This window comes from Pedobacter glucosidilyticus, assembly GCF_002483235.1.
Taxonomy (GTDB): Bacteria; Bacteroidota; Bacteroidia; order Sphingobacteriales; family Sphingobacteriaceae; genus Pseudopedobacter; species Pseudopedobacter glucosidilyticum_B.
The window spans coordinates 249,030-273,001 of sequence record NZ_DLHN01000021.1 but is presented as its reverse complement, the minus strand read 5'-3'; the positions used below and the strand labels follow the sequence as shown (position 1 = coordinate 273,001).

At 33.5% G+C, this 23,972-nt stretch carries 28 protein-coding genes; 23 read left to right on the top strand and 5 right to left on the bottom strand.

What is annotated here, in order from left to right; translation table 11 throughout:
• The first annotated feature begins 8 nt into the window (after positions 1-8).
• The 9 genes from hisC to B2745_RS07820 all read left to right on the top strand — a co-directional run bounded on the left by hisC (position 9) and on the right by B2745_RS07820 (position 6,620).
• On the top strand, positions 9-1,058 hold the full coding sequence (gene hisC / locus B2745_RS07860; RefSeq protein ID WP_304065048.1) for a histidinol-phosphate transaminase: 1,050 nt from the start codon (positions 9-11) through the stop codon (positions 1,056-1,058).
• A complete protein-coding gene (gene hisB / locus B2745_RS07855) occupies positions 1,055-2,191 on the top strand; it encodes a bifunctional histidinol-phosphatase/imidazoleglycerol-phosphate dehydratase HisB (RefSeq protein WP_304065046.1) in 1,137 nt (378 codons plus the stop codon). Before hisC ends, hisB begins: the two co-directional genes overlap by 4 nt.
• Before the next feature lie 210 nt (positions 2,192-2,401).
• Positions 2,402-2,992, top strand: coding sequence for an imidazole glycerol phosphate synthase subunit HisH (gene hisH, locus B2745_RS07850; RefSeq protein ID WP_304065043.1), 591 nt, complete (start codon positions 2,402-2,404; stop codon positions 2,990-2,992).
• A gap of 9 nt (positions 2,993-3,001) precedes the next feature.
• Positions 3,002-3,751 (top strand): 1-(5-phosphoribosyl)-5-[(5-phosphoribosylamino)methylideneamino] imidazole-4-carboxamide isomerase, encoded by a 750-nt coding sequence (locus B2745_RS07845; protein ID WP_304065040.1) that lies wholly within the window; start codon positions 3,002-3,004, stop codon positions 3,749-3,751.
• A 13-nt stretch (positions 3,752-3,764) separates the two neighbouring features.
• Complete coding sequence (gene hisF / locus B2745_RS07840; RefSeq protein ID WP_304065039.1) at positions 3,765-4,520, top strand: imidazole glycerol phosphate synthase subunit HisF; 756 nt, start codon at positions 3,765-3,767, stop codon at positions 4,518-4,520.
• A gap of 26 nt (positions 4,521-4,546) precedes the next feature.
• Complete coding sequence (locus tag B2745_RS07835) at positions 4,547-4,786, top strand: hypothetical protein (RefSeq protein ID WP_304065037.1); 240 nt, start codon at positions 4,547-4,549, stop codon at positions 4,784-4,786.
• Entirely contained in the window at positions 4,783-5,082 is a 300-nt protein-coding gene (locus B2745_RS07830) for a type II toxin-antitoxin system RelE/ParE family toxin (protein WP_304065034.1), read from the top strand. The genes B2745_RS07835 and B2745_RS07830 overlap by 4 nt, the downstream gene beginning before the upstream one ends.
• A gap of 2 nt (positions 5,083-5,084) precedes the next feature.
• Entirely contained in the window at positions 5,085-5,672 is a 588-nt protein-coding gene (gene hisIE / locus B2745_RS07825) for a bifunctional phosphoribosyl-AMP cyclohydrolase/phosphoribosyl-ATP diphosphatase HisIE (protein ID WP_304065031.1), read from the top strand.
• A 51-nt stretch (positions 5,673-5,723) separates the two neighbouring features.
• Positions 5,724-6,620 carry a WD40 repeat domain-containing protein gene (locus tag B2745_RS07820; RefSeq protein WP_304065027.1) on the top strand — a complete coding sequence of 299 codons (897 nt, stop codon included), beginning with the start codon at positions 5,724-5,726 and terminating at the stop codon, positions 6,618-6,620.
• A gap of 3 nt (positions 6,621-6,623) precedes the next feature.
• Here the strand turns inward: B2745_RS07820 and B2745_RS07815 are convergent, their stop codons facing one another.
• Together B2745_RS07815 and B2745_RS07810 are read right to left on the bottom strand one after the other, a co-directional pair.
• Positions 6,624-8,942 (bottom strand): hybrid sensor histidine kinase/response regulator, encoded by a 2,319-nt coding sequence (locus B2745_RS07815; RefSeq protein ID WP_304065026.1) that lies wholly within the window; start codon positions 8,940-8,942, stop codon positions 6,624-6,626.
• A gap of 102 nt (positions 8,943-9,044) precedes the next feature.
• A complete protein-coding gene (locus B2745_RS07810) occupies positions 9,045-9,836 on the bottom strand; it encodes a C40 family peptidase (protein WP_304065024.1) in 792 nt (263 codons plus the stop codon).
• Positions 9,837-9,889: 53 nt separating this feature from the next.
• Between B2745_RS07810 and B2745_RS07805 the strand changes: the two genes are divergently transcribed.
• Positions 9,890-10,357, top strand: a complete 468-nt coding sequence (locus B2745_RS07805; protein WP_304065021.1) for a universal stress protein — start codon at positions 9,890-9,892, stop codon at positions 10,355-10,357.
• A gap of 37 nt (positions 10,358-10,394) precedes the next feature.
• On the opposite strand, the gene B2745_RS07800 is transcribed toward B2745_RS07805, so the two are convergent.
• The gene (locus tag B2745_RS07800; protein ID WP_026902476.1) at positions 10,395-10,748 is read right to left on the bottom strand and encodes a 4Fe-4S dicluster domain-containing protein; all 354 of its coding nucleotides are present in this window, start codon (positions 10,746-10,748) and stop codon (positions 10,395-10,397) included.
• A gap of 94 nt (positions 10,749-10,842) precedes the next feature.
• Between B2745_RS07800 and B2745_RS07795 the strand changes: the two genes are divergently transcribed.
• The 7 genes from B2745_RS07795 to B2745_RS07765 all read left to right on the top strand — a co-directional run bounded on the left by B2745_RS07795 (position 10,843) and on the right by B2745_RS07765 (position 15,371).
• Positions 10,843-11,865 carry an acyl-CoA reductase gene (locus B2745_RS07795; protein ID WP_304065019.1) on the top strand — a complete coding sequence of 341 codons (1,023 nt, stop codon included), beginning with the start codon at positions 10,843-10,845 and terminating at the stop codon, positions 11,863-11,865.
• Positions 11,866-11,913: 48 nt separating this feature from the next.
• Positions 11,914-12,117 carry a hypothetical protein gene (locus B2745_RS07790; RefSeq protein ID WP_026902478.1) on the top strand — a complete coding sequence of 68 codons (204 nt, stop codon included), beginning with the start codon at positions 11,914-11,916 and terminating at the stop codon, positions 12,115-12,117.
• Between the two features lie 4 nt (positions 12,118-12,121).
• The gene (locus B2745_RS07785; protein ID WP_304065016.1) at positions 12,122-12,802 is read left to right on the top strand and encodes a cell division ATP-binding protein FtsE; all 681 of its coding nucleotides are present in this window, start codon (positions 12,122-12,124) and stop codon (positions 12,800-12,802) included.
• Between the two features lie 120 nt (positions 12,803-12,922).
• Positions 12,923-13,531 carry a nucleotide exchange factor GrpE gene (locus tag B2745_RS07780; protein ID WP_304065014.1) on the top strand — a complete coding sequence of 203 codons (609 nt, stop codon included), beginning with the start codon at positions 12,923-12,925 and terminating at the stop codon, positions 13,529-13,531.
• Between the two features lie 88 nt (positions 13,532-13,619).
• Positions 13,620-14,777, top strand: a complete 1,158-nt coding sequence (gene dnaJ, locus B2745_RS07775; RefSeq protein WP_026902481.1) for a molecular chaperone DnaJ — start codon at positions 13,620-13,622, stop codon at positions 14,775-14,777.
• Between the two features lie 145 nt (positions 14,778-14,922).
• Complete coding sequence (locus tag B2745_RS07770) at positions 14,923-15,123, top strand: DUF2683 family protein (protein WP_039448504.1); 201 nt, start codon at positions 14,923-14,925, stop codon at positions 15,121-15,123.
• Positions 15,114-15,371: a Txe/YoeB family addiction module toxin gene (locus B2745_RS07765; RefSeq protein ID WP_304065012.1), complete on the top strand. Its 258-nt coding sequence runs from the start codon at positions 15,114-15,116 to the stop codon at positions 15,369-15,371. The genes B2745_RS07770 and B2745_RS07765 overlap by 10 nt, the downstream gene beginning before the upstream one ends.
• Positions 15,372-15,414: 43 nt before the next feature.
• Here the strand turns inward: B2745_RS07765 and B2745_RS07760 are convergent, their stop codons facing one another.
• Positions 15,415-15,657 carry a helix-turn-helix domain-containing protein gene (locus tag B2745_RS07760; protein ID WP_304065008.1) on the bottom strand — a complete coding sequence of 81 codons (243 nt, stop codon included), beginning with the start codon at positions 15,655-15,657 and terminating at the stop codon, positions 15,415-15,417.
• A 93-nt stretch (positions 15,658-15,750) separates the two neighbouring features.
• On the opposite strand from B2745_RS07760, the gene B2745_RS07755 reads away from it, so the two are divergent.
• From B2745_RS07755 to B2745_RS07735, 5 genes are all read left to right on the top strand, one after another.
• The gene (locus tag B2745_RS07755; RefSeq protein WP_304065006.1) at positions 15,751-16,137 is read left to right on the top strand and encodes a hypothetical protein; all 387 of its coding nucleotides are present in this window, start codon (positions 15,751-15,753) and stop codon (positions 16,135-16,137) included.
• A 225-nt stretch (positions 16,138-16,362) separates the two neighbouring features.
• Positions 16,363-17,802 (top strand): PQQ-dependent sugar dehydrogenase, encoded by a 1,440-nt coding sequence (locus B2745_RS07750; RefSeq protein ID WP_304065003.1) that lies wholly within the window; start codon positions 16,363-16,365, stop codon positions 17,800-17,802.
• A 12-nt stretch (positions 17,803-17,814) separates the two neighbouring features.
• A complete protein-coding gene (locus B2745_RS07745) occupies positions 17,815-18,717 on the top strand; it encodes an ABC transporter ATP-binding protein (RefSeq protein ID WP_304065000.1) in 903 nt (300 codons plus the stop codon).
• 6 nt (positions 18,718-18,723) lie between these two features.
• On the top strand, positions 18,724-20,043 hold the full coding sequence (locus B2745_RS07740) for an ABC transporter permease (protein WP_304064998.1): 1,320 nt from the start codon (positions 18,724-18,726) through the stop codon (positions 20,041-20,043).
• 32 nt (positions 20,044-20,075) lie between these two features.
• Positions 20,076-20,990 (top strand): exopolyphosphatase, encoded by a 915-nt coding sequence (locus B2745_RS07735; protein WP_304064995.1) that lies wholly within the window; start codon positions 20,076-20,078, stop codon positions 20,988-20,990.
• A gap of 1 nt (position 20,991) precedes the next feature.
• On the opposite strand, the gene B2745_RS07730 is transcribed toward B2745_RS07735, so the two are convergent.
• Positions 20,992-23,418: an alpha-ketoacid dehydrogenase subunit alpha/beta gene (locus B2745_RS07730; RefSeq protein ID WP_304064993.1), complete on the bottom strand. Its 2,427-nt coding sequence runs from the start codon at positions 23,416-23,418 to the stop codon at positions 20,992-20,994.
• 126 nt (positions 23,419-23,544) lie between these two features.
• On the opposite strand from B2745_RS07730, the gene B2745_RS07725 reads away from it, so the two are divergent.
• Positions 23,545-23,937 carry a DUF1573 domain-containing protein gene (locus B2745_RS07725; protein WP_304064991.1) on the top strand — a complete coding sequence of 131 codons (393 nt, stop codon included), beginning with the start codon at positions 23,545-23,547 and terminating at the stop codon, positions 23,935-23,937.
• Positions 23,938-23,972 lie beyond the last annotated feature (35 nt).

The following is a 23,972-nucleotide window of genomic DNA, read 5'->3' as shown; positions in this document are numbered from 1 at the left end:
TTAAAATCATGTTTGATTTAAACGAAATCATCAGAACCAATATCAAAAATCTTAAACCTTACTCTTCTGCAAGAGACGAGTTTAAAGGCGAGGCTTCTGTTTACTTAGATGCTAATGAGAATGCTTTTGGTTCTCCTTTAGCAACATCCTATAACCGTTATCCAGATCCTATGGCTTATGCTGTAAAAACTCGTTTAAGTCAGATAAAAGGTGTTCCGGTAAAGAATATTTTCTTAGGAAATGGTAGCGATGAAGCTATCGATATACTATTCAGAAGTTTTTGTAACCCCGGTATAGATAATGTGATTATCGTCCCTCCTACATACGGGATGTACGAAGTTTCTGCTAACATTAATGATGTTGAGCTTAAAAGAGTAAATCTTACAGCAGATTATCAGCTTAACTTAGAAGGAATTGCCGAGGCAATAGATAAAAACACTAAACTTATTTTTATTTGCTCGCCCAATAACCCAACAGGTAATAGCATCCACAGAGAAGATATTGAAACTTTATTAGCCAACTTTAATGGCATTGTGGTGATAGATGAGGCTTATATCAATTTCTCCAGACAAAAATCTTTTATTCAGGAACTTACAGAATATGCAAATCTAGTAATTTTACAAACCTTGTCTAAAGCTTGGGGATTAGCCGCTTTACGTGTGGGGATGGCTTTTGCCAGCGAAGAAATTATTGAAATTTTTAATAAAGTTAAGCCTCCCTATAACATCAATGAAGCTTCGCAACAATTGGCTTTAGAGGCTTTACAAAATACAGATCAAGTTAACGAGTGGATAAAAGAAACACTAAAACAAAGAGATCAACTGGTCTTAAACCTTAAAAGTTTAGACTTTGTTCTAGATATTTATCCGTCAGACGCCAACTTCATTTTAGTAAAAACAACTGCTGCTGATGCTATCTACAACTTCTTGGTTGATAAAGGCATCATCATCAGAAACAGAAACAAAGTAGAACTTTGCGAGGGTTGCTTAAGAATTACCATTGGCACATCAGAAGAAAATCAAACATTAATAGAAACTTTAAAATCCTATAAAGGATGAAAAAAATACTTTTTTTAGACCGCGACGGAACTTTAATTTTAGAACCTGCTGATGAGCAGATAGACTCTTTTCAAAAGCTAGAATTTTATCCCGGAGCTATCAGCAACCTTGCTAAAATTGTAAAAGAATTAGATTATGATTTAGTGATGGTAACCAATCAAGATGGTTTAGGCACTGCATCGCATCCAGAAGAAAATTTTTGGCCAGTACATAATTTCATCATTAAAACTTTAGAAAACGAAGGTATTTCTTTTTCTGAGGTTGTTATTGATAAAACTTTCGCTAAAGACAATGCTCCTACTCGTAAACCAGGTACCGCGTTGCTACAACATTACTTTAATGAAGAGCAGTACAACCTAAAAGAATCTTTTGTGATTGGTGATAGACTAAACGATGTTGTTTTAGCTAAAAACCTAGGTGCTAAAGCTATTTGGCTAAACAATAACTCCGGATTAGGCGCTACAGAAGCTCAAAATAAAATTGAGAACGCTAAAGAAATTATCGCTTTAGAAACTACAGATTGGAATAAGATTTACGAATTCTTAAAAGTTGGTAAACGCGAAGTTTCTCACGTTAGAAAAACGAAGGAAACCGACATCAAAATAGAATTAAATTTAGATGGTAAAGGTGATACCAACATCTCAACCGGATTACATTTCTTCGACCACATGCTAGATCAAATTGGCAGACATGGCGGTTTTGATTTAACTGTAATTACCAAAGGTGATTTACATATTGATGAGCACCATACGATAGAAGATACTGGTATTGCACTAGGCGAAGCCTTTTTAGAAGCTTTGGCTGACAAGAAAGGAATAGAAAGGTATGGCTTTTGCTTACCGATGGACGATTGCTTAGCACAAGTAGCTATAGATTTTGGTGGCAGAAACTGGATTGTTTGGGATGCTAATTTTAAAAGAGAAAAGGTTGGCGATATGCCTACAGAAATGTTCTTTCACTTCTTTAAATCATTCTCTGATGCCTCAAAATCAAATTTAAACATCAAAGCAGAAGGCGATAACGAGCATCATAAAATTGAAGCTATTTTTAAAGCCTTTGCAAAAGCTATTAAAATGGCTATTAAAAGAGACATCAATAATATGCGTTTACCAAGTACAAAGGGCTTATTATAATTGGATTAAAGAACAAAGAGTAAAGAATAAAGAGTATAGAATTGGATTAAAGAATAGAGTAAAGAATAAAGAGCAAAGAATTGGATTAAAGAATAAAGAGCAAAGAATGAGGACAGGCATTAGTCTTTACTCCTTGTTCCTTAATCCTTTCTCCATGTTCCTTAGTCCTTAATCCTTTCTCCTTATTCCTTACTCCTTCATCATCAAATCATGATTGGAATAGTTAACTACGGTGCCGGAAACATATTTTCTTTAACTTCTGCTTTAGAGCGGCTAAACATCCAATACGGGATGATTAACCAAGAAAGTGATTTTGATTTATATGAAAAAATCATCATCCCAGGTGTGGGTCATGCAGGTACGGCTATGCAAAAACTTACTGAATCTGGTTTAGTGCCAGCTATAAAAGCTTTAAAAAAACCAGTTTTAGGTATTTGTGTAGGGATGCAATTAATCACCTCTTATTCTGAAGAAGGAAATTCTGATTTATTAGACATTATACCGGTAAAAACACTCAGGTTTAAAGAAGAAGTATCACATAAAGTTCCGCACATGGGATGGAATCAAATTTATCCAGAAAATGATAGTCCTATATTTTCTAAAATAGCCCCAGGAACCTACTTTTATTTTGTTCACTCTTATTTTATAGAATTTAATCCTAAATTTACCGCTGCTACCTGCAACTACGGAATTAAATTTTCTGCGGGTATTCAAAAAGATAACTTTTATGCAGTACAGTTTCATCCAGAAAAGTCTGGCGAAGCCGGCGAACAACTGCTTAAAAATTTTGCTAACTTATAATTTCAAGAGATGTATATCATTCCTGCAGTAGATGTTTTAAATCAGAAAGTAGTTAGACTTCGCGAAGGCGATTATAACCAGGTAACGCAGTACGAAGTATCCTTAGAAGAACAAATAGAAACTTACCAATCTAACGGTACCGAGTTTGTTCATATCATAGATTTAAATGGCGCAAAAGGCGATTTCTCTAATCAGCAATACCTTTTTGATATCATTAAGAAAACCGATATGAAAGTGCAATATGGTGGTGGTGTTAGAAGTATCGATAAAGTAAAAGAATTAATAGACTCTGGTATTCATCGTGTTATTGTAGGTACACAAGCCATTACCAACCCAACTTTCTTAGAAGAATTAAGCAAAGAAGTTTGTAACAAAACCAAATGTTCTGACCAGGTGGTGGTTGCTATAGATGTATTGGATGAAGTAATCAAATACTCTGGATGGATGGAAAGCTCTCCTATCAAACTAATGGATTATGTGGATAGATGCTTACAACTAGGTTTCTTTAGATTTTTATGTACCGATATTAATAAAGACGGAAAACTAGGTGGTGCCGGTGTTGATATCTATAAAAAATTATTAGCCCACTCTCCTTTTATTAAATTAATTGCTTCTGGTGGTATCAGCTCTATGGCTGATATTGAAGAATTAAATGAGTTTAAAATTGAGTCTTGTGTGGTAGGTAAAGCCATTTATGAGGGAAGAATTTCTATAGAAGAAATTAAAAACTGGAATCTACAAATGCTTACTTCGCTTTAAGCCCTAAATCATTGTGTTAAGTAAAAGAATTATCCCTTGTTTAGACGTTAAAGACGGAAGAACGGTTAAAGGCGTAAATTTTGTTGATTTAAGAGATGCCGGAGACCCGGTAGAACTGGCTTGGCAATACTCTCAACAAGGTGCAGATGAATTGGTTTTCTTAGATATAGCCGCTACTCACGAAAAAAGAAAAACCACTTTAGATATGGTTAAGGCGGTAGCTCGTCAGGTTAATATTCCATTTACCATTGGCGGTGGCATAAGTGAGTTAAAAGATGCTGAAGCACTTCTAAATGCAGGTGCCGATAAAATATCTATCAATTCTGCCGCTGTAAGAAGACCAGAATTAATTAATGAGTTAGCCAATGCTTTCGGCGTACAATTTGTGGTTGTAGCTGTTGACACCAAGCATTTACCTCATGGTGATTTTGTTCATTTAAACGGAGGTAGAATTCCTACAGAAATACAAACTCAACATTGGATAAAAGAAGCTGAAAGCAGAGGTGCAGGCGAAATATTGTTAACTTCTATGGATAAAGATGGTACAAAATCTGGCTTTGATTATATCCTCCTTAAAGAAATTAATGATAGGGTTACCATACCTGTTATTGCTTCTGGCGGAGCCGGTAATGAGCAAGATTTTATAGATGTTTTCCAAAAATCTGATGTTGATGCTGCTTTAGCTGCTTCTGTTTTTCATTATGGTGAGATATTAATACCAGAATTAAAAGCTTTATTAAAACAAAATAATATAGCGGTAAGGATATAAAAACTAATTTTTAGTAATTTTAAGTTATGGAATCCATCACCATAGAAATATTAAATCCAAAAGTTAAAAAGCTATTACAGAATTTAGCAGACTTGAATTTGATTGCTATTTCTCAAAACAAATCAGCTTCTGTAGACCATAAACAATGGGATTTACTCACAAAAGAGCAACAAGAGGGTGTTTTTGATGCTATGGAGTCCGTAAAATCAGGTAAAGGAAAACCGCATCAAGAGGTAATAGATAAATTAAAAAAAATCTATAAATGATTAATGAGATAGTTTGGTCTCCTGAATCTGAAAATGATTTATCAATTATCCTAGAATACCTCATATCAAAATGGAATATTAAAGTTGCTACCCATTTTTTAAATGAAATTGAGCATCAAATAAAACTTATAGACAATAACCCTAAATTGTATCCTATCATTCATGAAGAACAGCAATTTAGACAATGTGTCATCATAAAACATAATAGTTTGATTTACTATCATGAGAACAAACAGATTATTATCTTAAGAATTTTTGACACAAGACAACATCCAAAAAAATTAAAATTTCAGTAATAGTGAAAATAGATTTCCAAAAGAGCGATGGCTTAGTGCCAGTAATTATTCAAGATGAGCAAACATTAGAAGTTTTAATGTTAGGCTACATGAATGAAGAAGCTTATTTAAAAACAGAGAAAGAAGGAAAAGTTACTTTTTTCTCAAGGTCTAAAAATAGGTTATGGACAAAAGGTGAAGAAAGCGGAAATTTTCTTTTCGTGAAATCTATCAGCATAGATTGTGATCAAGATACTATTTTAATTAAAGCTAGCCCGGTTGGACCAACCTGCCATACAGGCTCTAGAAGCTGCTTTTTTACTGATTATAATCAAAACTTTATTTTCAAACTTGAAGCTATTATTAAAGATAGATATGATAATCCTAGTCAGGAATCTTACGTTAATAAACTACGTCAAAAAGGTTTAAATAAAATTGCGCAAAAAGTTGGTGAAGAAGGGGTAGAAACTGTTATTGCTGCCTTAGCAGAAACAGATACAGATTTCATTAACGAATCATCAGATTTAATTTTCCACCTTTTAGTACTTTTAAAGGAGAAAGGCTTTACGCTAGAAGATATTGCTAAAAATCTAGAATCTAGACATCAGTAGAGGTGAGATATTACATTTCAGACACTTTAGACTTGCTTTAGTTTTTAAATAATGGGAGTAGATACTTTAGAAGGCCATAATAACCCAGTTTATGCTGTTATCAGTCATCCAGAACTTTCATTAGCCTATACAGCTGGTAATGATAAAGGAATTGTTGAGTGGGATTTAAAAAGTCAAACACATCAACGCATTTTCAATCAAGTTAAAAGCACCATTTACGCTCTAGAAATCGTAATTACTCAGCAATTATTAATTGCGGGTTGTAATGATGGTACGCTCTTATTCTTTGATTTAACAAGTACTAAACTTTTAAAAGCTCTTCCCCTAGTATCTGCTATTTTTCATATCAAATATCATCCTGTTAAAGAAGAACTCATCGTTTCTACAGATGATGGAAGTATTTTCATTATTTCTTTAGCAGATAAAAATATCATCCATCAATTTAAATCCGGAAATGAAAAAGTAAGATCTTTTGATTTTAGCGATGTTTTAAATTATCTGGTAACAGCTTCAAATGATAATTTAGTAAGAGTTTATAACCTACAAGATTACACTTTTATACACGAGTTTGAAGCGCACAATATGGGTGTTGGAGCTATTAAATTCTCACCAGACCATCGTTTTTTACTAACAGGTTCTAGAGATGCGCATTTAAGAAGCTGGCATACCCAGAATTGGGCTTGCGAACATAATTTTCCGGCTCATTTATTTGCTATTTATAAAATCGCTTATCATCCTACCCTACCTTATTTCATAACTTGTAGCAGAGATAAATCCATCAAGATTTGGAGAGCTGATGACTTAAGTTTATTTAAAAATTTAAGTATTGATAAAGGGATGGAAGGCCACAGGTTATCAGTCAACGATGTTTGCTGGTCATCAGATGGTAGGTTTATCATCTCTGTAAGCGATGATAAACAAGTAAAAATTTGGGATTTTATAGCTTAAAAACTATCCTACCTGAGATAGTTGTGTGGTTATTTTCTCGTATAAAACGTGTTGATCTACCGGCTTTGTCATGTAATCATTCACACCTAACTCAAACACACGTTGTTTGGTGCTTTCCATCACATCAGCCGTTAAAACAATAATAGGAATATCCTTATAATGGGCACCAGCCTCACTGTTTCTTATAGCCGCTGTAGCTTCGTAGCCATCCATTACGGGCATTTGTAAATCCATTAAAATAATATCTACTTCGTTATTTTTAAGAACTTCTAAGCTCTCTGCGCCATCAGCAGCAAACAAAGCTTTAGTGTTGGCCCACTTCTTTAAAATCATCTTCACAACCATTTGGTTTAGCTGATTATCTTCTACTACTAAAACTGTTTTACCTAATAAATCGCAATGATCTGTTGGGAATAAGTTTATAGCCTTTGCCTCTTGTGACACCAGTTCATAACTTAATACTACTTTACATGTTGTTCCCTCATTTAAGGTACTTTCTAAACTTACCTCGCCTTCATGTAAGTCAACCAAAGCTTTAACAATACATAAGCCAATACCAAAGCCACCAAATTTGCGCTTATTATCAATATTTACTTGTGTAAACATATCAAATACGGTATTTATCTTCTCTTGGCTTATGCCTATTCCGGTATCACTTATTTCAATATTTAGATTTAAATTTTTATCTACAACCTCACTAGAAACAATAAACTTCACACCACCTTTCACGGTAAACTTAATGGCATTGTTAAGAACATTATTGATAATTTGACTTAACCTCGCCTCATCTCCTATTACTGCGAAATCAGCTTCTGTAGGCTTTATAAAATCAAAAGATAAGCCTTTATCTTTCGCCTGTATGGCTGCATTAAAAGTTAATTTTTCTAAAGTTTTAATAGGATTAAACTTAGCCTTTTGTAATTGCAACTCGCCTTTTTCTATTTTAGAGAAATCCAATATATCGTTAACAGAAGATATCAAACTATCAGAAACGTACTTGATAGTTTCCATCTTTTCTTTCACTTTTTGATCATTTATATCGGCTTCTAATGAATTTGCTATACCCAAAATTGCATTTAAAGGTGTTCTTAACTCATGACTCATGTTAGACAAAAAATAAGATTTCACCTCATTCATCTCTTGCGAACGTTGTAGAGCAATGGTTTGTAGTTTCTCCCTATCTGTTTTTAATAATCTAATACGATTGGACATGGATAAAGAAAGTGCTATTACCTCTAGACCTATCCCTAATTTGGTAATATTATCTATCCCAAGAGATAAAACACCAAAATTTAGTAAAATAGCAACTGTAAAACTCAAAAATAAAATAGCAATACCTGACGTAAAAAATATGTCTATAGGCTGCTTTTTAACATTTAAACTTACTACAGAGGCTAAAATCAATAACATCCCTGCCAAGGTTAAAACATTAACTATAGGGTACGAAAACTCCAAAAAAGCAGGAATTAACAAAACACCTAAAAACACTGCCCCAAAAGCAAAATAAATAACGCTAAATAACCTATGCAAAAACGGATTATACTTCTTAATATTTAAAAACTCTTCGGTATATTTTCCAAAAAAGAATGAACCTAAAATGGCAAATATGATGACAGCATGCAAAGAAAACCAAGAGTTGGTTTTACTTAAGTACTGATGATAATATCCGTCTAAAGAAAAATGACAAAGCGCTACAAATATCACATATACAGAATAGTATAAGAAAGACCTGTCTTGAAGTGCAAAGTAAAAAAAGAGATAAAAAATTGAAACTAGTAATAATATCCCATAAAAAACACCAAATACGATTTGCTCATGATAAACCTTTTGTAGCAAACTTTCCTGACTAATCAATATCAGCGGTAGATTATTCTTCTCGCCATCATTAATAATCTCTAAATAAGCGTTTTTCTCTTCATGAGGCATTAATTCTATCTTGAATAAAGTCGCTCTATTTTTAATACTTTTCTCAGAGAAATCAATGTTATCTCCACTTTTTTGTAATGTAAATTTGTGCTTATCTGTACTTTTAAATAAGTATAAGTTTACATTATCTGTAACAGGTTCGGCGGTTTCTAAATAATACATCAATTCATGATCTGTATTATTTTTAATCGAGAATTTAACCCAATAAGTATCTTTAGTAAAACCTAAACTGGCTTCGTTATTTTTTATAGGTTGAAACGAGAGTTTATTTTCTTGCGCTCTTATTTGGTTGATGGTATAAGTGCGATTACCAACATTAAGAATATTTGCATAAGTTGTAATGTAAGCCTTTTCTGGTAGTTTACCTGGTTGTAAAACTACCTGAGCGTGAAGCATTTTAAAACTGCTAAAAATCAGAAATAGGACAATAAATCGCAAAAGGCTTATAAAACTTTAATGAGCTAATGAATTTAGGTATTTAAACCCGAAAAACCACGATTAGTTTTGATATCTCTTAATAATACGAAGCTTGTGTGAATATTTTTTTAAATCTGTTGAGAATATTCCCTGATTATCTATAAAATCAATTTTTACTCTTCCAGATGCGTGTATAATTTGGCTATTATTAAGCATGATACCTACATGGGTAATTCTGCCTTCTTCGTTATCAAAAAAAGCTAAATCGCCAGCTTTGGCTTCGGTAAGAAAATTAACTAAAGTACCTTGTTCTGCTTGTTGAGAGGCATCTCTTTTGATTTTTTTTCCTAACATTTTAAAAACCATTTGAGTAAAGCCCGAGCAATCTATACCAAAATGCGTTCGGCCGCCCCATAAATAAGGGGCATTTAAAAATCTTTTTGCTATTTCTTCTACATCGCCGGCAAAATCATCAGCATTAGGCATCATGACATTACTACTGATAATTTGATATTGCTCATCATCCAAAATACATTTTCCATCTTCAAAAAACGGCAGCAAACTACCGGCACATAAATAAATTGGCTCTTTTTGTGGTCCTTTTAAAGCCAAAGTATTGATATCTAAAGTTAAAAACTGAGTATTTTGATGTAGCTTTTCTAAAAAGGAATCTTCTAAAAATTTCACTTGCTTTTCATCAATCCAGCCCTCATAATCATCAAAATAAGTTTTTACTCTTAACCAATGGTCTTCATGCTCAAGCACTTGCATGGTTTCTCCAAATAAAACTTGCGAAACCATTTCTGAGGCATGTGATGCGTTTGCCCTTAATGGCACAACGGATAAAAAAGCAATTGCAAACTGTTTGTCCATAAAATTATAATGTAGAAATAATTTTATGTAAATTAACACAAATGAATGACATCATGGAAAATTTCGCCACTTTTCAAAAAATTTTAATTGCGGTTGATGATAGCAAATATTCTTATAATGCTGCAAAATATGGTTTCGCTTTAGCAAAAACGCTAGGTGCTGAGGTTGGTTTAATACACGTAAATGAGTTTCCGGTAACAGCTAATATTGCTGCCGACCCTTTATTGGGAGACCCAGGCATATCTATTCCTAATATTTTAGATATACAAAAAGAAAGTGCTACTAACTTGGTAAATAAAATTAAAGATGAATTTGCACAGGGTTTAGCTGTTAGCGAGTTTATTTTGGAAGGCAATATTACAGATGAAGTTATCAATACTGCCAAAAGTTTTAATGCGAGTTTAATTGTTTTGGGTACGCATGGCAGAACTGGATTAAGCCATTTTATTGCAGGTTCTGTAGCAGAAAACATTAGCAGACATTCTGTTTGTCCTGTTTTAATTGTGCCTACTAAATCATAAAAAAATCCGGCATTTTAAAATGTCGGATTTTATTTTTTTAACCTTCTTGGTGTAACCAAGCCTTTTTAGCCAATAGTTCTTCTTCAGTTTCTCTAACGTCTTCATCATCCACACAGCAATCTACAGGGCAAACTGCCGCACACTGTGGCTCGTCATGAAAACCTTTACATTCTGTACATTTATCAGAAACTATATAGTAAACTTCATCAGAAATAGCACTTTGTACCTCATCTGCATCAAGTGTTTCTCCTCCGCCAAAATCAATAATACCTTTTAAACTGGTTCCTTCAGAAAATTTCCAAGGCTGTCCAGCATCGTAAATAGCATTATTAGGGCATTCAGGCTCACATGCTCCGCAATTTATACACTCATCTGTAATTTTAATAGCCATATCTTATAATATCTTCAGTCTTAAACGTAGTTTTGTGTCTTCCAAAATTAAGCTGCAAATATAACACATTTACAGTATTAGAGTTTTAAAATCTATGTCTAATTTTAATAAAGAGAAAAAAGCTGAGGCTTTGGTGACATTAGGAGCTTACATGCTTCAACCAGATGAGCAATTACAACAGCTTATTTTACAAGCCAAAAATAAAAATGGCTGGTTTACCGAGCGTGAAGTTAGCAATGCTGTGAAAGCTGTAGCGAGTTCTTTAAACACCGAAGACCTTGCTTATTGGCTCAATGATTATGAATTTCATACAAGCGTAAAAAAAATCGGGTTGGTTTTAGCGGGAAATATCCCAATGGTTGGTTTCCACGATATTATTTGTGTTTTATTGGCCGGGCATCATGCACTTATTAAATTGTCTTCTCAAGATGATATGCTGATTCCATATATTCTAAATAAATTGATAGAAATTGAACCTGAATTTAAGTCTCAAATCAGCTTTGTAAATAGGTTAGAAAATTTTGATGCGATTATTGCTACCGGAAGTAATAATAGTTCCCGGTATTTTGAATATTATTTTTCTAAAGTACCGCATATCATCAGAAAAAACAGAAACAGCATTGCTGTATTATCTGGTAAAGAATCTGAAACAGAACTTAAAGCGTTAGGGAAAGACATTTTGGATTATTATGGTTTAGGATGCCGCAACGTTTCTAAAGTTCTAGTTCCTAAAGGCTACAATTTTATTCCTTTTTTTGAGGCTATAGAAGAATATAATACCATTATCAATCATCACAAATACCAAAATAATTACGATTACAACAAGTCTATTTACCTAGTTAACAAAGTAGAACATTTAGATAATGGTTTTTTATTATTAACCAGAAACGAGCAATTAAGCTCTCCCCTTTCTGTTTTATACTTTGAGGAATATGATGATTTAAAAGCCGCAGAAGCTTATATCATAGAAAAAAGTGACCAAATTCAGGTGGTTATAACAGGCATGAATTTAAATATTAAAAACTCAAAAGCTTATTTTGGAGAGAGCCAACAACCAAAACTTTGGGATTATGCTGATGGTATTGATACCATGAAGTTTTTAGCCGCTTTAAATTGATTTAAAAATAACCGTCATCAGCAAACAAAAAATTTTAACTTTGAAACTATGTATGTAATCAAAGTAAAAGGAGTGGCAAAAATACCGGATTACGTACAGCTACGTGACGAGAAATTTACGCTTCTTGCTTATTTCAGGATTGACAGGCCAGATAAATCTTTAGAAAAGATTGGTTTAGGCGATAAAGCAGAATATATAATGAATATGGTAAAGGATTTGCCTTTTGGGCAGATTCTTAAATTAGATATCTAAAAAGATGATTGGAAATACGGTAATACAACTTAATAATATTGATATTTTTCAGCAAAAGCACTTGGTACTTTCTGGTGTAAACCTAGAAGTTAAAAGAGGCGAATTTGTTTACCTTATTGGACAAACCGGTTCTGGAAAAAGTAGTTTACTAAAGATTATTTATGGTGATTTACATATAGCCAATGGAGACGGGCATGCTGTAGGTTTTGAATTAAAAACACTAAAAGAACAAGATGTTCCTTTTTTAAGAAGAAAACTGGGCATTGTTTTTCAAGATTTCCAATTACTAACAGACCGTACCATAGAAGAAAACCTACAGTTTGTATTAAAAGCCACTGGCTGGAAAGACAAAAACTTAATTGCAGAAAGGATTAAGGATGTTTTAGAAAAAGTTGGTTTACGCAGTAAAATGAAGAAAATGCCACATGAAATTTCTGGTGGCGAGCAACAAAGGGTAGTTATTGCAAGAGCCTTATTAAACGACCCAGAGTTAATTTTAGCTGATGAGCCAACAGGTAACCTAGATCCAGAAACATCTGAAGAAATCATGATATTATTGAGACAAATAAGCCAGTCTGGAACTGCTGTTTTAATGGCTACACATGATTATCACATCATCAGAACCTTCCCTTCAAGAATTATCAAATGCGAAAGCGGTAAAGTGGTTGAAGACGCCACCGTTTAAACATTAGAAAATATCTAAAACAGTCAAAATGTAATTCTGTTAAGAACAGAACTGACAGCTTGACTGTTTTTTGCATCTGGCAAAGTTTTGGTAATTCGGTAATAATATTGGAATTATAATATGTTTAAGAAAAAGAAGACTGTGGAAAATCAAGATACGAACAAAATGACAGACCATACACAAGAATCTCAGGCAGAGAAAGAAGTAAGAGAAGAAATTGAGCAAGTAAACGAGGCTAGACAAAACCAAGTGGATGAAAATATTGCAACTGATGAAATCTCTGAAGTAGACAAGTTAAAAGATGAGGTAGCTTCTTTAAACGATAAATATATTAGACTTTATGCAGAGTTTGATAACTACAAACGCAGAACTACCAAAGAACGTATAGATTTATTACAAACTGCTGGAAGAGATGTAATTGTATCTCTATTATCTGTTCTTGATGATTTTGAAAGAGCAGCTAAAGCTATGGAAACTGCGCAAGAAGTAGAACCTGTTAAAGAAGGTGTTAATTTAGTGCATCACAAACTAAAATCTTTATTGGTGCAAAAAGGCTTAAAAGAAATGGAAGCTAAAGGCCAAACCTTTGATGCAGAAATACATGAGGCTATTACCAATATCCCTGCCCCTTCTGATGATTTAAAAGGTAAAGTGATTGATGAGGTAGAAAAAGGATATTATTTAAACGACAAAGTAATACGCTTCGCTAAAGTAGTAGTTGGAGCATAAGTTAAATTTTGAAGGATTGATTTTTGAGTGAATGAAGGGCTTTTCAAGAATTTAAAATCTATCATTCAATTATTCAATAAATAAATACATGAGTAAAAGAGATTATTACGATATACTTGGTGTTTCAAAAGGTGCATCTGCTGATGAGATAAAAAAAGCTTACAGAAAGTTGGCTATCAAATATCATCCAGATAAAAACCCTGATGATAAAGCTGCTGAAGATAAATTTAAAGAAGCTGCAGAAGCTTACGAAGTATTAAGTAATCCGGAGAAACGCCAACGTTACGACCAATTTGGCCATGCAGGTGCGCAAGGAGGATTTGGCGGAGGCTATGGTGGTGGTGGCATGAATATGGAAGACATATTTAGCCAATTTGGAGATGTATTTGGTGGCGGTAATCCTTTTGATAGTTTCTTTGGCGGCGGTGGGCAGTCTCGCGGTGGCAGAAGAGTACAGCGTGGTAGTAACCTACGCATCAAAGTAAAACTTACCCTAGAAGAAATTGCCAATGGTGTAGAAAAGAAAGTAAAAGTTAATAAACAAGTAGTTTGTAATACTTGTGACGGTACTGGCGCTAAAGATAAAAGCTCTTTTAGTACTTGTAAAACCTGTGGGGGAAGTGGTGCGGTAAGAAGAGTTACCAATACCATTTTAGGACAAATGCAAACCACCAGCACCTGCCCTACTTGTAATGGCGAAGGCTCTACCATTTCTTCTAAATGTAATACCTGCCATGGAGATGGCGTAACCAGAGGCGAAGAAACCATCAGCATCAATATACCAGCTGGCGTAAGTGAAGGTATGCAACTAAGCATGAGTGGCAAAGGTAATGCCGCACCACGAGGCGGTGTACCCGGAGATTTAATTATTTTAATTGAAGAAGTACCTCATGAAACTCTAAAAAGAGAAGGTATTAATATCATTTACGATTTACATGTAAGCTTTGTAGATGCTGCTTTAGGTACAAGTGTAGATATACCTACCATAGACGGAAAAGCAAGAATAAAATTAGAGCCCGGCACACAGGGTGGAAAAATTCTTCGTTTAAAAGGCAAAGGTATACCAGAAGTTAATTCATACCATAAAGGTGATCAATTGATACAGGTTAATATCTGGACACCAAAAACTATCAACCATGAAGAAAGAGAGCTTTTAGAAAAATTAAGAGCTTCAGAAAATTTTAGGCCAAACCCTGGCAAGAATGAAAAAAGTTTCTTTGACAGGATGAAAGAATACTTTGAGTAAATTTTAAAAAATAACACTTGAACATGATAAGTTTCAAGTGTTATTTGTTTTAATTAAACCGTTTTTATCCGGATTTACTGCTTAAGAAGTATCAAGACAATAAAATTAATTTATTTGTTTTTATATTTGAATAAACCCATTAAAAATGACTACTCTAACTATACAAATACCAGATAAAGAAAAAGCATTTTTTTTAGAAGTTATTAAAAAATTTAATGCTAAGGTTTTAGAAGATCATGATAGCCCATACAATCAAGAATTTGTTAAAGAAATTCAAGAAAGCATTTTACAAAAGAAAAGAGGTAAAAAGGGCGTAAAACTGGATTTAAATAACCTATGGAAATAGAACTTCATGGAAAAGCGATAAAAGATTTCGATGAATGGAAAAAATCTGGAAATAAAATAATATTAAAAAAAATCCATGCTTTATTTTCTGATATGACTCTTCATCCATTTGAAGGTATTGGAAAACCAGAACAATTAAAACATGAACTAACAGGATATTGGTCAAGACGTTTAAATAAAGAACATCGTATCATCTATGATGTAACTGAAAAAACAATAAACATCTACTCATTAAAAGGGCATTATTAGGTTTAACTAATAAACATCAAGTTCCTTACTTTTAGCAAATATCCTAAAGAGGCTTTTCAGGTAAAAAATCTTTAACAGAGCAATTAAATATTTTGGCAAGTTTATTTAAATGGTTCAAATTATATTTTGCTCTATATTTTGGACTTTCTACATTCCCTATAAAACCATAAGCCGTCCCTAATTTAAAAGCCAATTCTGCTTGAGACATGTTCGCTGAAATACGCATTTCTTTAACTTTTTTTATAACGTATTCTTCTATTTCAGAATTAAGATTTGCACTTGCCATCTCAGTGCAATAACGTGAATGATAAAAACTCAACCACCCATATATATGTGTGTAAAAAATATTATATTAGCAGAAAAATTAATCATCAAAAAAATGAAAAAAGTATTTTTAAGCACATTAATCCTCTTAGGATTTTCTCTCTCCACGTTGATATTTCAGGCAAGCTGTAAAAAAGAAGCTACTGCCGATACTAAAACAACAACAAAATCTGAAAATTTAGGTATCCTTTTGATTAAGAAACGTGATGCAAACAACGTTATGAAACTTTACACAAGTGATTATGAGGGTAAAAATATTAAGCTGGTGAACATTAATGTAAGTGAGGATATTGAAGAAGCTCAATTATCACCTGATGGAAAAACAATAATATTTTCTTTACATCCTAGTGTAGACATATATAAATGTTCAATTGACGGTAGTAATCTTGTAAAGATATTAGATCATTCAGATACAGGATATCATTTTGAAGGTGTCTATTAAAATAGATTTTAATTTTTATAAATGGAAAACTACCAAAAAGCGAAATTTTAGATTTCGCTTTTTTTATGTCCCTAACTAAATAAAATTAAATTTTAGAAATCGATTTAAATTAAAAATTAAGCATATTTTCGCAGTTTTGTATCTAAAATGATAGATGATAGAAGCAACAATTTTTAATCAAAATTGTAACTTCATCAAGTTAAACTTTCAAGAAACCACTCAAACATGTTTAAACCAATCATTACGGTTATAAGTGCTGTTGCTATATCTGCTGCCTTATATCAAAACCAATCAGAAACAAAACCAAATACTGTTCCTGTTAAATTACAAGAAAGTAAAAATTTTGGTCAAGCTGCTGTACATTATAAAACCTATTGCGGAGGTTGCCATGGTGAAAATTTGAATACTTTTATAGACAGGAAATGGAAGTATGGAAACACCAGAGCAGATATTTTTAAAGGCATTAAAAATGGATATCCTGACGGCGGAATGCCCTCTTTTGCCGCTGCTTTTAAGGATAACGAAATTTATAATTTAGCAGATTATATTTTAGACAGGCTTAAAAACGCTGATAAATATGCGGTATCGGCTAAGCCAAAATCAAATATTTTTAAAACAGAAAAACTTACGATTAAGTTAGATACCATTTATGCTGGCGGACAATCGCCATGGTCTATTGCATTTTTACCGGATGGTGATTTATTGGTTACTTACAAAGAAGCTAGCTTAAAAAGAATCTCTAAGGATAAAAAAGCCACTGAAATTTCAGGTTTGCCAGAAATTTTATCAGAAGGACAAGGCGGTTTAATGGATATTTTACTACATCCAGAATTTGAGAAAAACCAAACCCTTTATTTGTCTTATAATAAATTTAAAAAAGTTGATGGCAAAACAGTTTCTACAACAGCCATTATGATGGCAAAATTGAGTGGAAATCAATTGATAGAACAAAAAGATATTTTTGTTGCAGAGCCTTACCAATCAACAAGAAGACATTACGGTGCAAAAATGATATTTGCTAATGATGGTTATCTTTATTTCTCTGTTGGAGAGCGTGGCGACCATGATAGAAACCCACAAAGCTTAGATAATAATAGTTTAGGTAAAATACATCGCATAAATGCTGATGGTTCTATTCCTAAAGACAATCCGTTTTTAAGCGATAAAAAGGTTGTGCCATCAACTTATTCTTACGGACATAGAAATCCTCAAGGTTTAGCGGTAAATCCTAAAAATGGTCAGATTATTTCTCATGAGCATGGCCCACGTGGTGGTGATGAGCTCAATCTTATTTTATCTAAAAAGAATTATGGATGGCCTGTAATATCTTATGGTATCAATTACAATGGTACTATTCTTACCAACAGAACGGCTAAAGAAGGTATGGAGCAGCCTTTACATTATTGGGTACCTTCTATTGCACCAAGCGGGCTAGCATTTGCAAATGGAAATATTTATAAAGGTTGGGATAATAATGTGATGATTGGTTCTCTTAAATATTCATATCTAAATCGTTGTGAAATGGTTAATAATAAAGTAGTTAAAGAAGAATTACTTTTCCAAAACATTGGCAGGGTGAGAGACGTAAGAACAAGTCCGGATGGTTATTTATATATGACTGTTGAAAATCCGGGGATTATTTATAAACTTGTTCCTATCAACTAACATAAATACTTCATGTTAAGCATCAGAAATATTGTTAAAGAATATGCAAAGCACCGGGCCTTAGACGATGTAAGTATAGAAATTGAAAAAGGTAAAATATTTGGCTTATTGGGCCCAAATGGAGCCGGTAAAACTTCACTGATTAGAATTATTAACCAAATTACAGCGCCAGATAGTGGCGAAGTTTATTTCAATGGTGAAAAGTTAAATCCCCAACATATTAATAAAATAGGCTATTTACCAGAAGAAAGAGGCCTTTATAAAAAAATGGAAATTGGCGAACAGATGCTTTACTTAGCCCAACTTAAAGGGCTAAGTAAGGCTGATGCCATTAAAAGGATAAAATTCTGGTTCGAAAAAATGGAGATGCAAACCTGGTGGAAGAAAAAAGTTGAAGATCTTTCTAAAGGGATGCAGCAAAAAGTACAATTTGTAGCTACCGTACTTCACGACCCTGAATTAATTATCCTGGATGAACCTTTCTCGGGTTTTGACCCTGTTAACGCAGAAATTATTAAAGATGAAATTCTGGAGCTTAATAAAAAAGGAACTACCATCATATTTTCTACCCATAGAATGGAGTCTGTAGAACAATTATGCCATCACATTGCACTTATCCATAAATCTCATAAAATCTTAGACGGTAGTATCAAAGACATTAAAAATGTTTATCGTAATGAAACTTACAAAATAAAATATGAGGGTAGCTTAAATCTTTCTCAGTACAGTAATTTCGAGGTTATTCAAGAAGCTATTTTGGATGAAATACAAGAAATTACTATAAAATTAAACTCTGGAATTAGTACTAATGACGTATTGTTAGAGCTTATACCTCAAGTTCAAATCAAGCATATCGAAGAGGTTATTCCGAGTATCAACGAAATTTTTATCCAAAAAGTTACTGCGTTAAACTAAGTCTCCATGAAAAAAGTATTTTTAATTATCGAAAGAGAATACCTCAGCAGGGTAAAAAAGAAATCATTTCTTATCCTCACTTTCCTGGTTCCTTCTTTATTTATTGCCATGTATGCAGCTGTATTTTTCATTTACAAAAATGAAGGAGAAAGTAAAAAGGAGTTTTTGGTTTTAGATGAAAGTGGGATTTTTAAAAACGAGTTTAAAAATTCTGAAACTACAACTTTCAAGTATGTAAATGGAGATTACGAGGCCAATAAGAGTAAGCTCAAAAACGAAAAGGATTTATTACTGCTTTATATCCCGAAAGACTACGCCTCTTCAAATGATATAGAAATTTTATCATCAAAAAAACCTGGTTTTAGTTTGCTTAGTGATGTTGAAAAGCAAATGGAAAACATCATCCAAAACAAAAAACTTATAGCTGCTGGTATAGATACAGCTATTCTTAAAAGTTCTAAAACTCAAATCAATATCAATGCAAAGCAACTCACTGATGAGGGAGAAAAAGACGCCAACATAGGTGCTACTTATGTGGTAGGTTTTATATCATCTTTTTTAATTTATCTTTCTCTTTTCATTTACGGGGCACAAGTTATGCGAGGTGTAATTGAAGAGAAAACCAACAGGATTGTGGAAGTTATCGTTTCTTCTGTAAAACCTTTTCAGTTAATGCTAGGTAAGATACTAGGTATTGGCGCCGTAGGTTTAACGCAGTTTTTATTATGGATTATCTTATCAACTACGATATCAGTAATTGCTGGAAAATTTTTAGCACCAGACCAACAAGTTATTAAAACAGAAAAAGTTGATGCTACAGCTACAGTAAATAATGATGCAAACCCTACTAAAGTACAAGAAAGCCCTGCTCTAAAATTCATCAATGCTGCAAGTAGCATCAATTTCCCTTATATCATAGGTTCTTTTTTATTTTATTTTATTGGAGGATATTTAATTTATAGCGCTTTATTTGCTGCTGTAGGCTCTGCTGTAGACAATGAAACCGAAACACAGCAGTTTATGTTTCCCATAACCCTGCCTCTTATTTTTACTTTTATTGTAGGGATGAATGTGATTATCAATAACCCAGATGGGCCTTTGGCATTTTGGCTGTCTATGATACCCCTAACCTCTCCTATTGCTATGATGATTAGAATTCCGTTTGGAGTGCCAACCTGGGAACTTGTCTTATCTATTACTTTATTAATTGCAGGGTTTGTTTTTACTACCTGGATAGCATCAAGAATATACAGAGTAGGCATATTAATGTACGGCAAAAAGGTTACTTATAAAGAGCTAGCCAAATGGTTCTTTTATAAAGAATGATACATGATTGATATCCGATTTAACCTTATAAAATGCTTTCTGCTGCAATAGATATTGGAACTAACACTTTTCATCTGCTTATAGGTGAAATAGAGGCTGGTAAAATAAAAGTTATTTATACCAAAACCATTGCTGTGAAGCTAGGTGAAGGTGGTATTAACAAAAGAGAAATTATGCCTGCAGCTTACCAGCGAGGTTTAAAAGCTTTGGCTTATTTTGCAGAGGTATTAAAAAAATATAACGTTACAGCAATAAAAGCTACTGCAACTGCTGCGGTAAGAGATGCCTCTAACGGATTAAGGTTCATACAAGACGTTTATGAGCAAAGTAAAATCCATATAGAAATTATAAACGGTCATGAAGAAGCTTTATTGATTTATGGAGGTACCAAAGCAGCCGGAGCGTTAGCAAATGAAAACTGCTTAGTTATGGATATTGGCGGTGGAAGCGTAGAGTTTATACTGTGTAATGAGGAACAAGTTTTCTGGAAAAATAGTTACCGTATTGGTGCAGCCAGGTTATTAGCAGATTTTTATCATCATGATCCTTTACGAGAACAAGATATCCATAATATCCATCATCTCTTCTTAAACACTTTAAAAGATTTAAAACAAGCTTGCCAAGCCTATCAGCCTACAAAACTTATCGGAACTGCTGGTGCATTTGACTCATATCGAGAGATATTTGTAGCCAGAGGATTTATTAAACCCGTAGATGAAGTTTGGATTACTTTAGAAACCCCAAAACTAACTGATTTGATTAACGAAATTATTACTTCTAATCATCATCAAAGATCCGAGATAGAAGGGTTAATTCCTTTACGTGTGGATATGATTTTGATGGCTTCAATAATTGTTAAATACATCATTCAAGAATTACACCTAGAAAAAATTATAGCTTGCCAATATGCGCTAAAAGAAGGCTTATTAACTAGACAAGCACAATAACTTAAGCATAAAAGCCCGGATATTTTTTAGGGTTAGAATTTTGCATCATTTGATAAATCTTATCTACAATATCATCTAAACTAGGCTTACCAAAATAATCTCCATCAGACCCATAAGAAGTACGGTGCTCTGCTGCTGATAAGGTTTGCGGCTGCATATCTAATAAATAATAGCCATTTTGTCTTTCTAAAATATCTCTTAAAATATAAGCTGTTCCGCCACCAGGTACGTCTTCATCAACTACTAATAACTTATTGGTTTTTTCTAGAGATTTAGCACAATCCATAGCTATATCAAAAGGCATAAGTGTTTGCGCATCAATCACTTCTACATCAATATCATAATCTAATAATTCTTCTGCAGCCTCCATTACCAGTTTCAAGGTAGCACCGTAAGAAACCACTGTTATATCTTTTCCGGCTTTTAATACCTCAATTTCTCCTAGTGCTACAGTAAACTCGCCAACATTATCTGGTAATTTCTCTTTTAAACGATAACCGTTTAAGCACTCTATCACCAAAGCAGGCTCATCACCTTTAAATAAAGTGTTATACATTCCGGCAGCTTGTGTCATGTTTCTAGGAACACAAAAATGAATTCCTTTTAAAGAATTCAAAATCATACCTATAGGCGAACCTGCATGCCAAATACCTTCTAAACGGTGTCCTCTAGTTCTGATAATTAAAGGAGCGATTTGACCGGCCTTTGTTCTGTAACTAAGACTAGCTAAATCATCACTTAAAATATTTAGAGCAAAAATTAAGTAATCTAAATACTGGATTTCTGCTATAGGTCTAAATCCTCTTAAAGCCAAACCTATACCTTGACCAATAATAGTCATTTCTCTAATACCCGTGTCTGCAATTCTTAGCTCCCCGTATTTAGCTTGTAAACCCGCAAAACCTTGATTCACATCGCCAATTCTTCCCAAATCTTCACCAAATGCAACCAATAAAGGATTTTTACTAAAATTATAATCAAAACAAGCGTTTAGAACGTCTTTCCCATCAACAACTTTTGTTTGTTCTGAATAAATTGGAGCACTTGATTGAACTTTTAGTGGCGATAAAGGAGTTTGTGAAAATAATTTAGAGTTATATCTTTCTTGGTTATGTGCAATTTGTGATAAAAGCCATTGCATTAATTCTTCTTTCGAGGACGAATTAAAATTCCTGGTTAAACGCAGGGCTTTCTTACAAGCAGAAAGGATTTCTTTTCTTAATGGATCGATTTCAGAACGCAATTTTTGTGCAATTTCACTAACTAAAGGTTCTTCTAAAGCTAATTTATCAATAAGTTTTAGCGCTTCATCTTTTTCTTGGTTGATATCCTTCATCACATCATCCCAAGCTTGTTTAAGCATCTTTTTTACCTCAATTTTGATAGAACTTTCAAGTTCATCAAGCTCTTCTTCCGTAGAAATAGCAGAAGAAATCATCCATTTACGCATTTGCGTTATACAATCATATTCTTTTTCCCATACCAAACGTTCTTTTGATTTATAACGTTCATGAGAACCTGATGTAGAATGCCCCAAAGGCTGCGTTAATTCTGTTACATGAATAAGAACAGGCACATGTTCTTCTCTGCAAATTTGTATAGCTTTTTCATAGGTTTCACAAAGTGCAACATAGTCCCAGCCTTTTACTTTAAAAATTTCGAATCCAGGTTTTTCATCATCTCTTTGAAAACCTTTTAATATTTCTGAAATATCTTCTTTAGTTGTTTGATATTTTGCTGGAACAGATATACCATAAGCATCATCCCAAATAGATATAGCCATAGGAATTTGTAAAACACCAGCTGCGTTGATAGCTTCAAAAAAAACACCCTCTGATGTTGAGGCATTTCCTATAGTACCAAACGCCACTTCATTACCATGAATAGAAAAATTTTCAAATTCTCGTAGCTCTGAATTTTGACGATATAACTTAGAAGCATGGGCTAAACCCACTAATCTGGCCATTTGTGCCGCAGTTGGAGATATATCCGAAGAACTATTTTTCATGGCTGTTTGGCTCTTCCAAGTACCATCTTCGTTCACAAACCTGGTAGCAAAATGAGAATTCATTTGCCTTCCAACAGAAGATGGATCTTTTTCTATATCTGTATGAGCATAAAGCTGAGCAAAAAGCTCTAAAATATTACTCATGCCGGCGGCAAACATAAAAGTTTGGTCTCTATAATAACCAGAACGCCAATCTCCCGGCTTAAAAGCTTTTGCCATTGCCAGTTGAGCTACCTCTTTTCCATCACCAAAAATTCCAAACTTAGCCTTCCCCGTTAACACCTCTCTACGGCCCAAAATACTAGCCTGCCTACTTTCGTATGCAATCTTATAATCATTGATTACCAATGATTTAAAATCATCAAAACTAAGTTCAGAAGTATCAAAAGCATTAGTCATTTTATGTGGTGCCTCTCTCATATCAGCCGGTTTGTAAGATTTCAAAAATATGAAAATATCAATTGGATGACGAATTTTAAAGCTTATTTCAGTAAATTGTTTGGAACAAATTTTGAGTTTAGTACATTTGAATAAATTTTAGAAAAAATGAAAAAAATTTTAATCATTATGGCAGTACTTGTGGGCTTCATAGGTTTCACTGCCATGCAAGACAATAAAGCTGAATTTAAATTTCTAGAAGAGACACATGATTTTGGCAAAATCCCTCAAGGCAAACCAGTTTCATTTACTTTTAAATACACCAATACTGGTAATGAGCCTTTAATTATTTCTGATATTTCCTCTCCTTGCGGTTGTACCGTACCGGAAGTTTCACCTAAAGCAGGTACACCTATTAAAAAAGGAGAATCTGGTTCTATTACCATTACTTATAATGCAGCAGCTGTTGCACCGTTTAATAAATCGGTAACCATCAGCTCTAACTCAAAAACACCTAAAAAGATGTTATATGTAAAAGGTGAAGTTATTGCCGCCAAGTAATTTTTAAACATATTAAATTCAGGAAAAGCCTTCTC

Coding starts and splice junctions, on each gene's coding strand:
- hisC (WP_304065048.1), top strand. CDS start 9: ATGTTTGATTTAAACGAAATCATCAGAACCAATATCAAAAATCTTAAA.
- hisB (WP_304065046.1), top strand. CDS start 1,055: ATGAAAAAAATACTTTTTTTAGACCGCGACGGAACTTTAATTTTAGAA.
- hisH (WP_304065043.1), top strand. CDS start 2,402: ATGATTGGAATAGTTAACTACGGTGCCGGAAACATATTTTCTTTAACT.
- B2745_RS07845 (WP_304065040.1), top strand. CDS start 3,002: ATGTATATCATTCCTGCAGTAGATGTTTTAAATCAGAAAGTAGTTAGA.
- B2745_RS07835 (WP_304065037.1), top strand. CDS start 4,547: ATGGAATCCATCACCATAGAAATATTAAATCCAAAAGTTAAAAAGCTA.
- B2745_RS07830 (WP_304065034.1), top strand. CDS start 4,783: ATGATTAATGAGATAGTTTGGTCTCCTGAATCTGAAAATGATTTATCA.
- B2745_RS07820 (WP_304065027.1), top strand. CDS start 5,724: ATGGGAGTAGATACTTTAGAAGGCCATAATAACCCAGTTTATGCTGTT.
- B2745_RS07815 (WP_304065026.1), bottom strand. CDS start 8,942: ATGCTTCACGCTCAGGTAGTTTTACAACCAGGTAAACTACCAGAAAAG.
- B2745_RS07810 (WP_304065024.1), bottom strand. CDS start 9,836: ATGGACAAACAGTTTGCAATTGCTTTTTTATCCGTTGTGCCATTAAGG.
- B2745_RS07805 (WP_304065021.1), top strand. CDS start 9,890: ATGGAAAATTTCGCCACTTTTCAAAAAATTTTAATTGCGGTTGATGAT.
- B2745_RS07800 (WP_026902476.1), bottom strand. CDS start 10,748: ATGGCTATTAAAATTACAGATGAGTGTATAAATTGCGGAGCATGTGAG.
- B2745_RS07795 (WP_304065019.1), top strand. CDS start 10,843: ATGTCTAATTTTAATAAAGAGAAAAAAGCTGAGGCTTTGGTGACATTA.
- B2745_RS07790 (WP_026902478.1), top strand. CDS start 11,914: ATGTATGTAATCAAAGTAAAAGGAGTGGCAAAAATACCGGATTACGTA.
- B2745_RS07785 (WP_304065016.1), top strand. CDS start 12,122: ATGATTGGAAATACGGTAATACAACTTAATAATATTGATATTTTTCAG.
- B2745_RS07780 (WP_304065014.1), top strand. CDS start 12,923: ATGTTTAAGAAAAAGAAGACTGTGGAAAATCAAGATACGAACAAAATG.
- dnaJ (WP_026902481.1), top strand. CDS start 13,620: ATGAGTAAAAGAGATTATTACGATATACTTGGTGTTTCAAAAGGTGCA.
- B2745_RS07770 (WP_039448504.1), top strand. CDS start 14,923: ATGACTACTCTAACTATACAAATACCAGATAAAGAAAAAGCATTTTTT.
- B2745_RS07765 (WP_304065012.1), top strand. CDS start 15,114: ATGGAAATAGAACTTCATGGAAAAGCGATAAAAGATTTCGATGAATGG.
- B2745_RS07760 (WP_304065008.1), bottom strand. CDS start 15,657: ATGGCAAGTGCAAATCTTAATTCTGAAATAGAAGAATACGTTATAAAA.
- B2745_RS07755 (WP_304065006.1), top strand. CDS start 15,751: ATGAAAAAAGTATTTTTAAGCACATTAATCCTCTTAGGATTTTCTCTC.
- B2745_RS07750 (WP_304065003.1), top strand. CDS start 16,363: ATGTTTAAACCAATCATTACGGTTATAAGTGCTGTTGCTATATCTGCT.
- B2745_RS07745 (WP_304065000.1), top strand. CDS start 17,815: ATGTTAAGCATCAGAAATATTGTTAAAGAATATGCAAAGCACCGGGCC.
- B2745_RS07740 (WP_304064998.1), top strand. CDS start 18,724: ATGAAAAAAGTATTTTTAATTATCGAAAGAGAATACCTCAGCAGGGTA.
- B2745_RS07735 (WP_304064995.1), top strand. CDS start 20,076: ATGCTTTCTGCTGCAATAGATATTGGAACTAACACTTTTCATCTGCTT.
- B2745_RS07730 (WP_304064993.1), bottom strand. CDS start 23,418: ATGAGAGAGGCACCACATAAAATGACTAATGCTTTTGATACTTCTGAA.
- B2745_RS07725 (WP_304064991.1), top strand. CDS start 23,545: ATGAAAAAAATTTTAATCATTATGGCAGTACTTGTGGGCTTCATAGGT.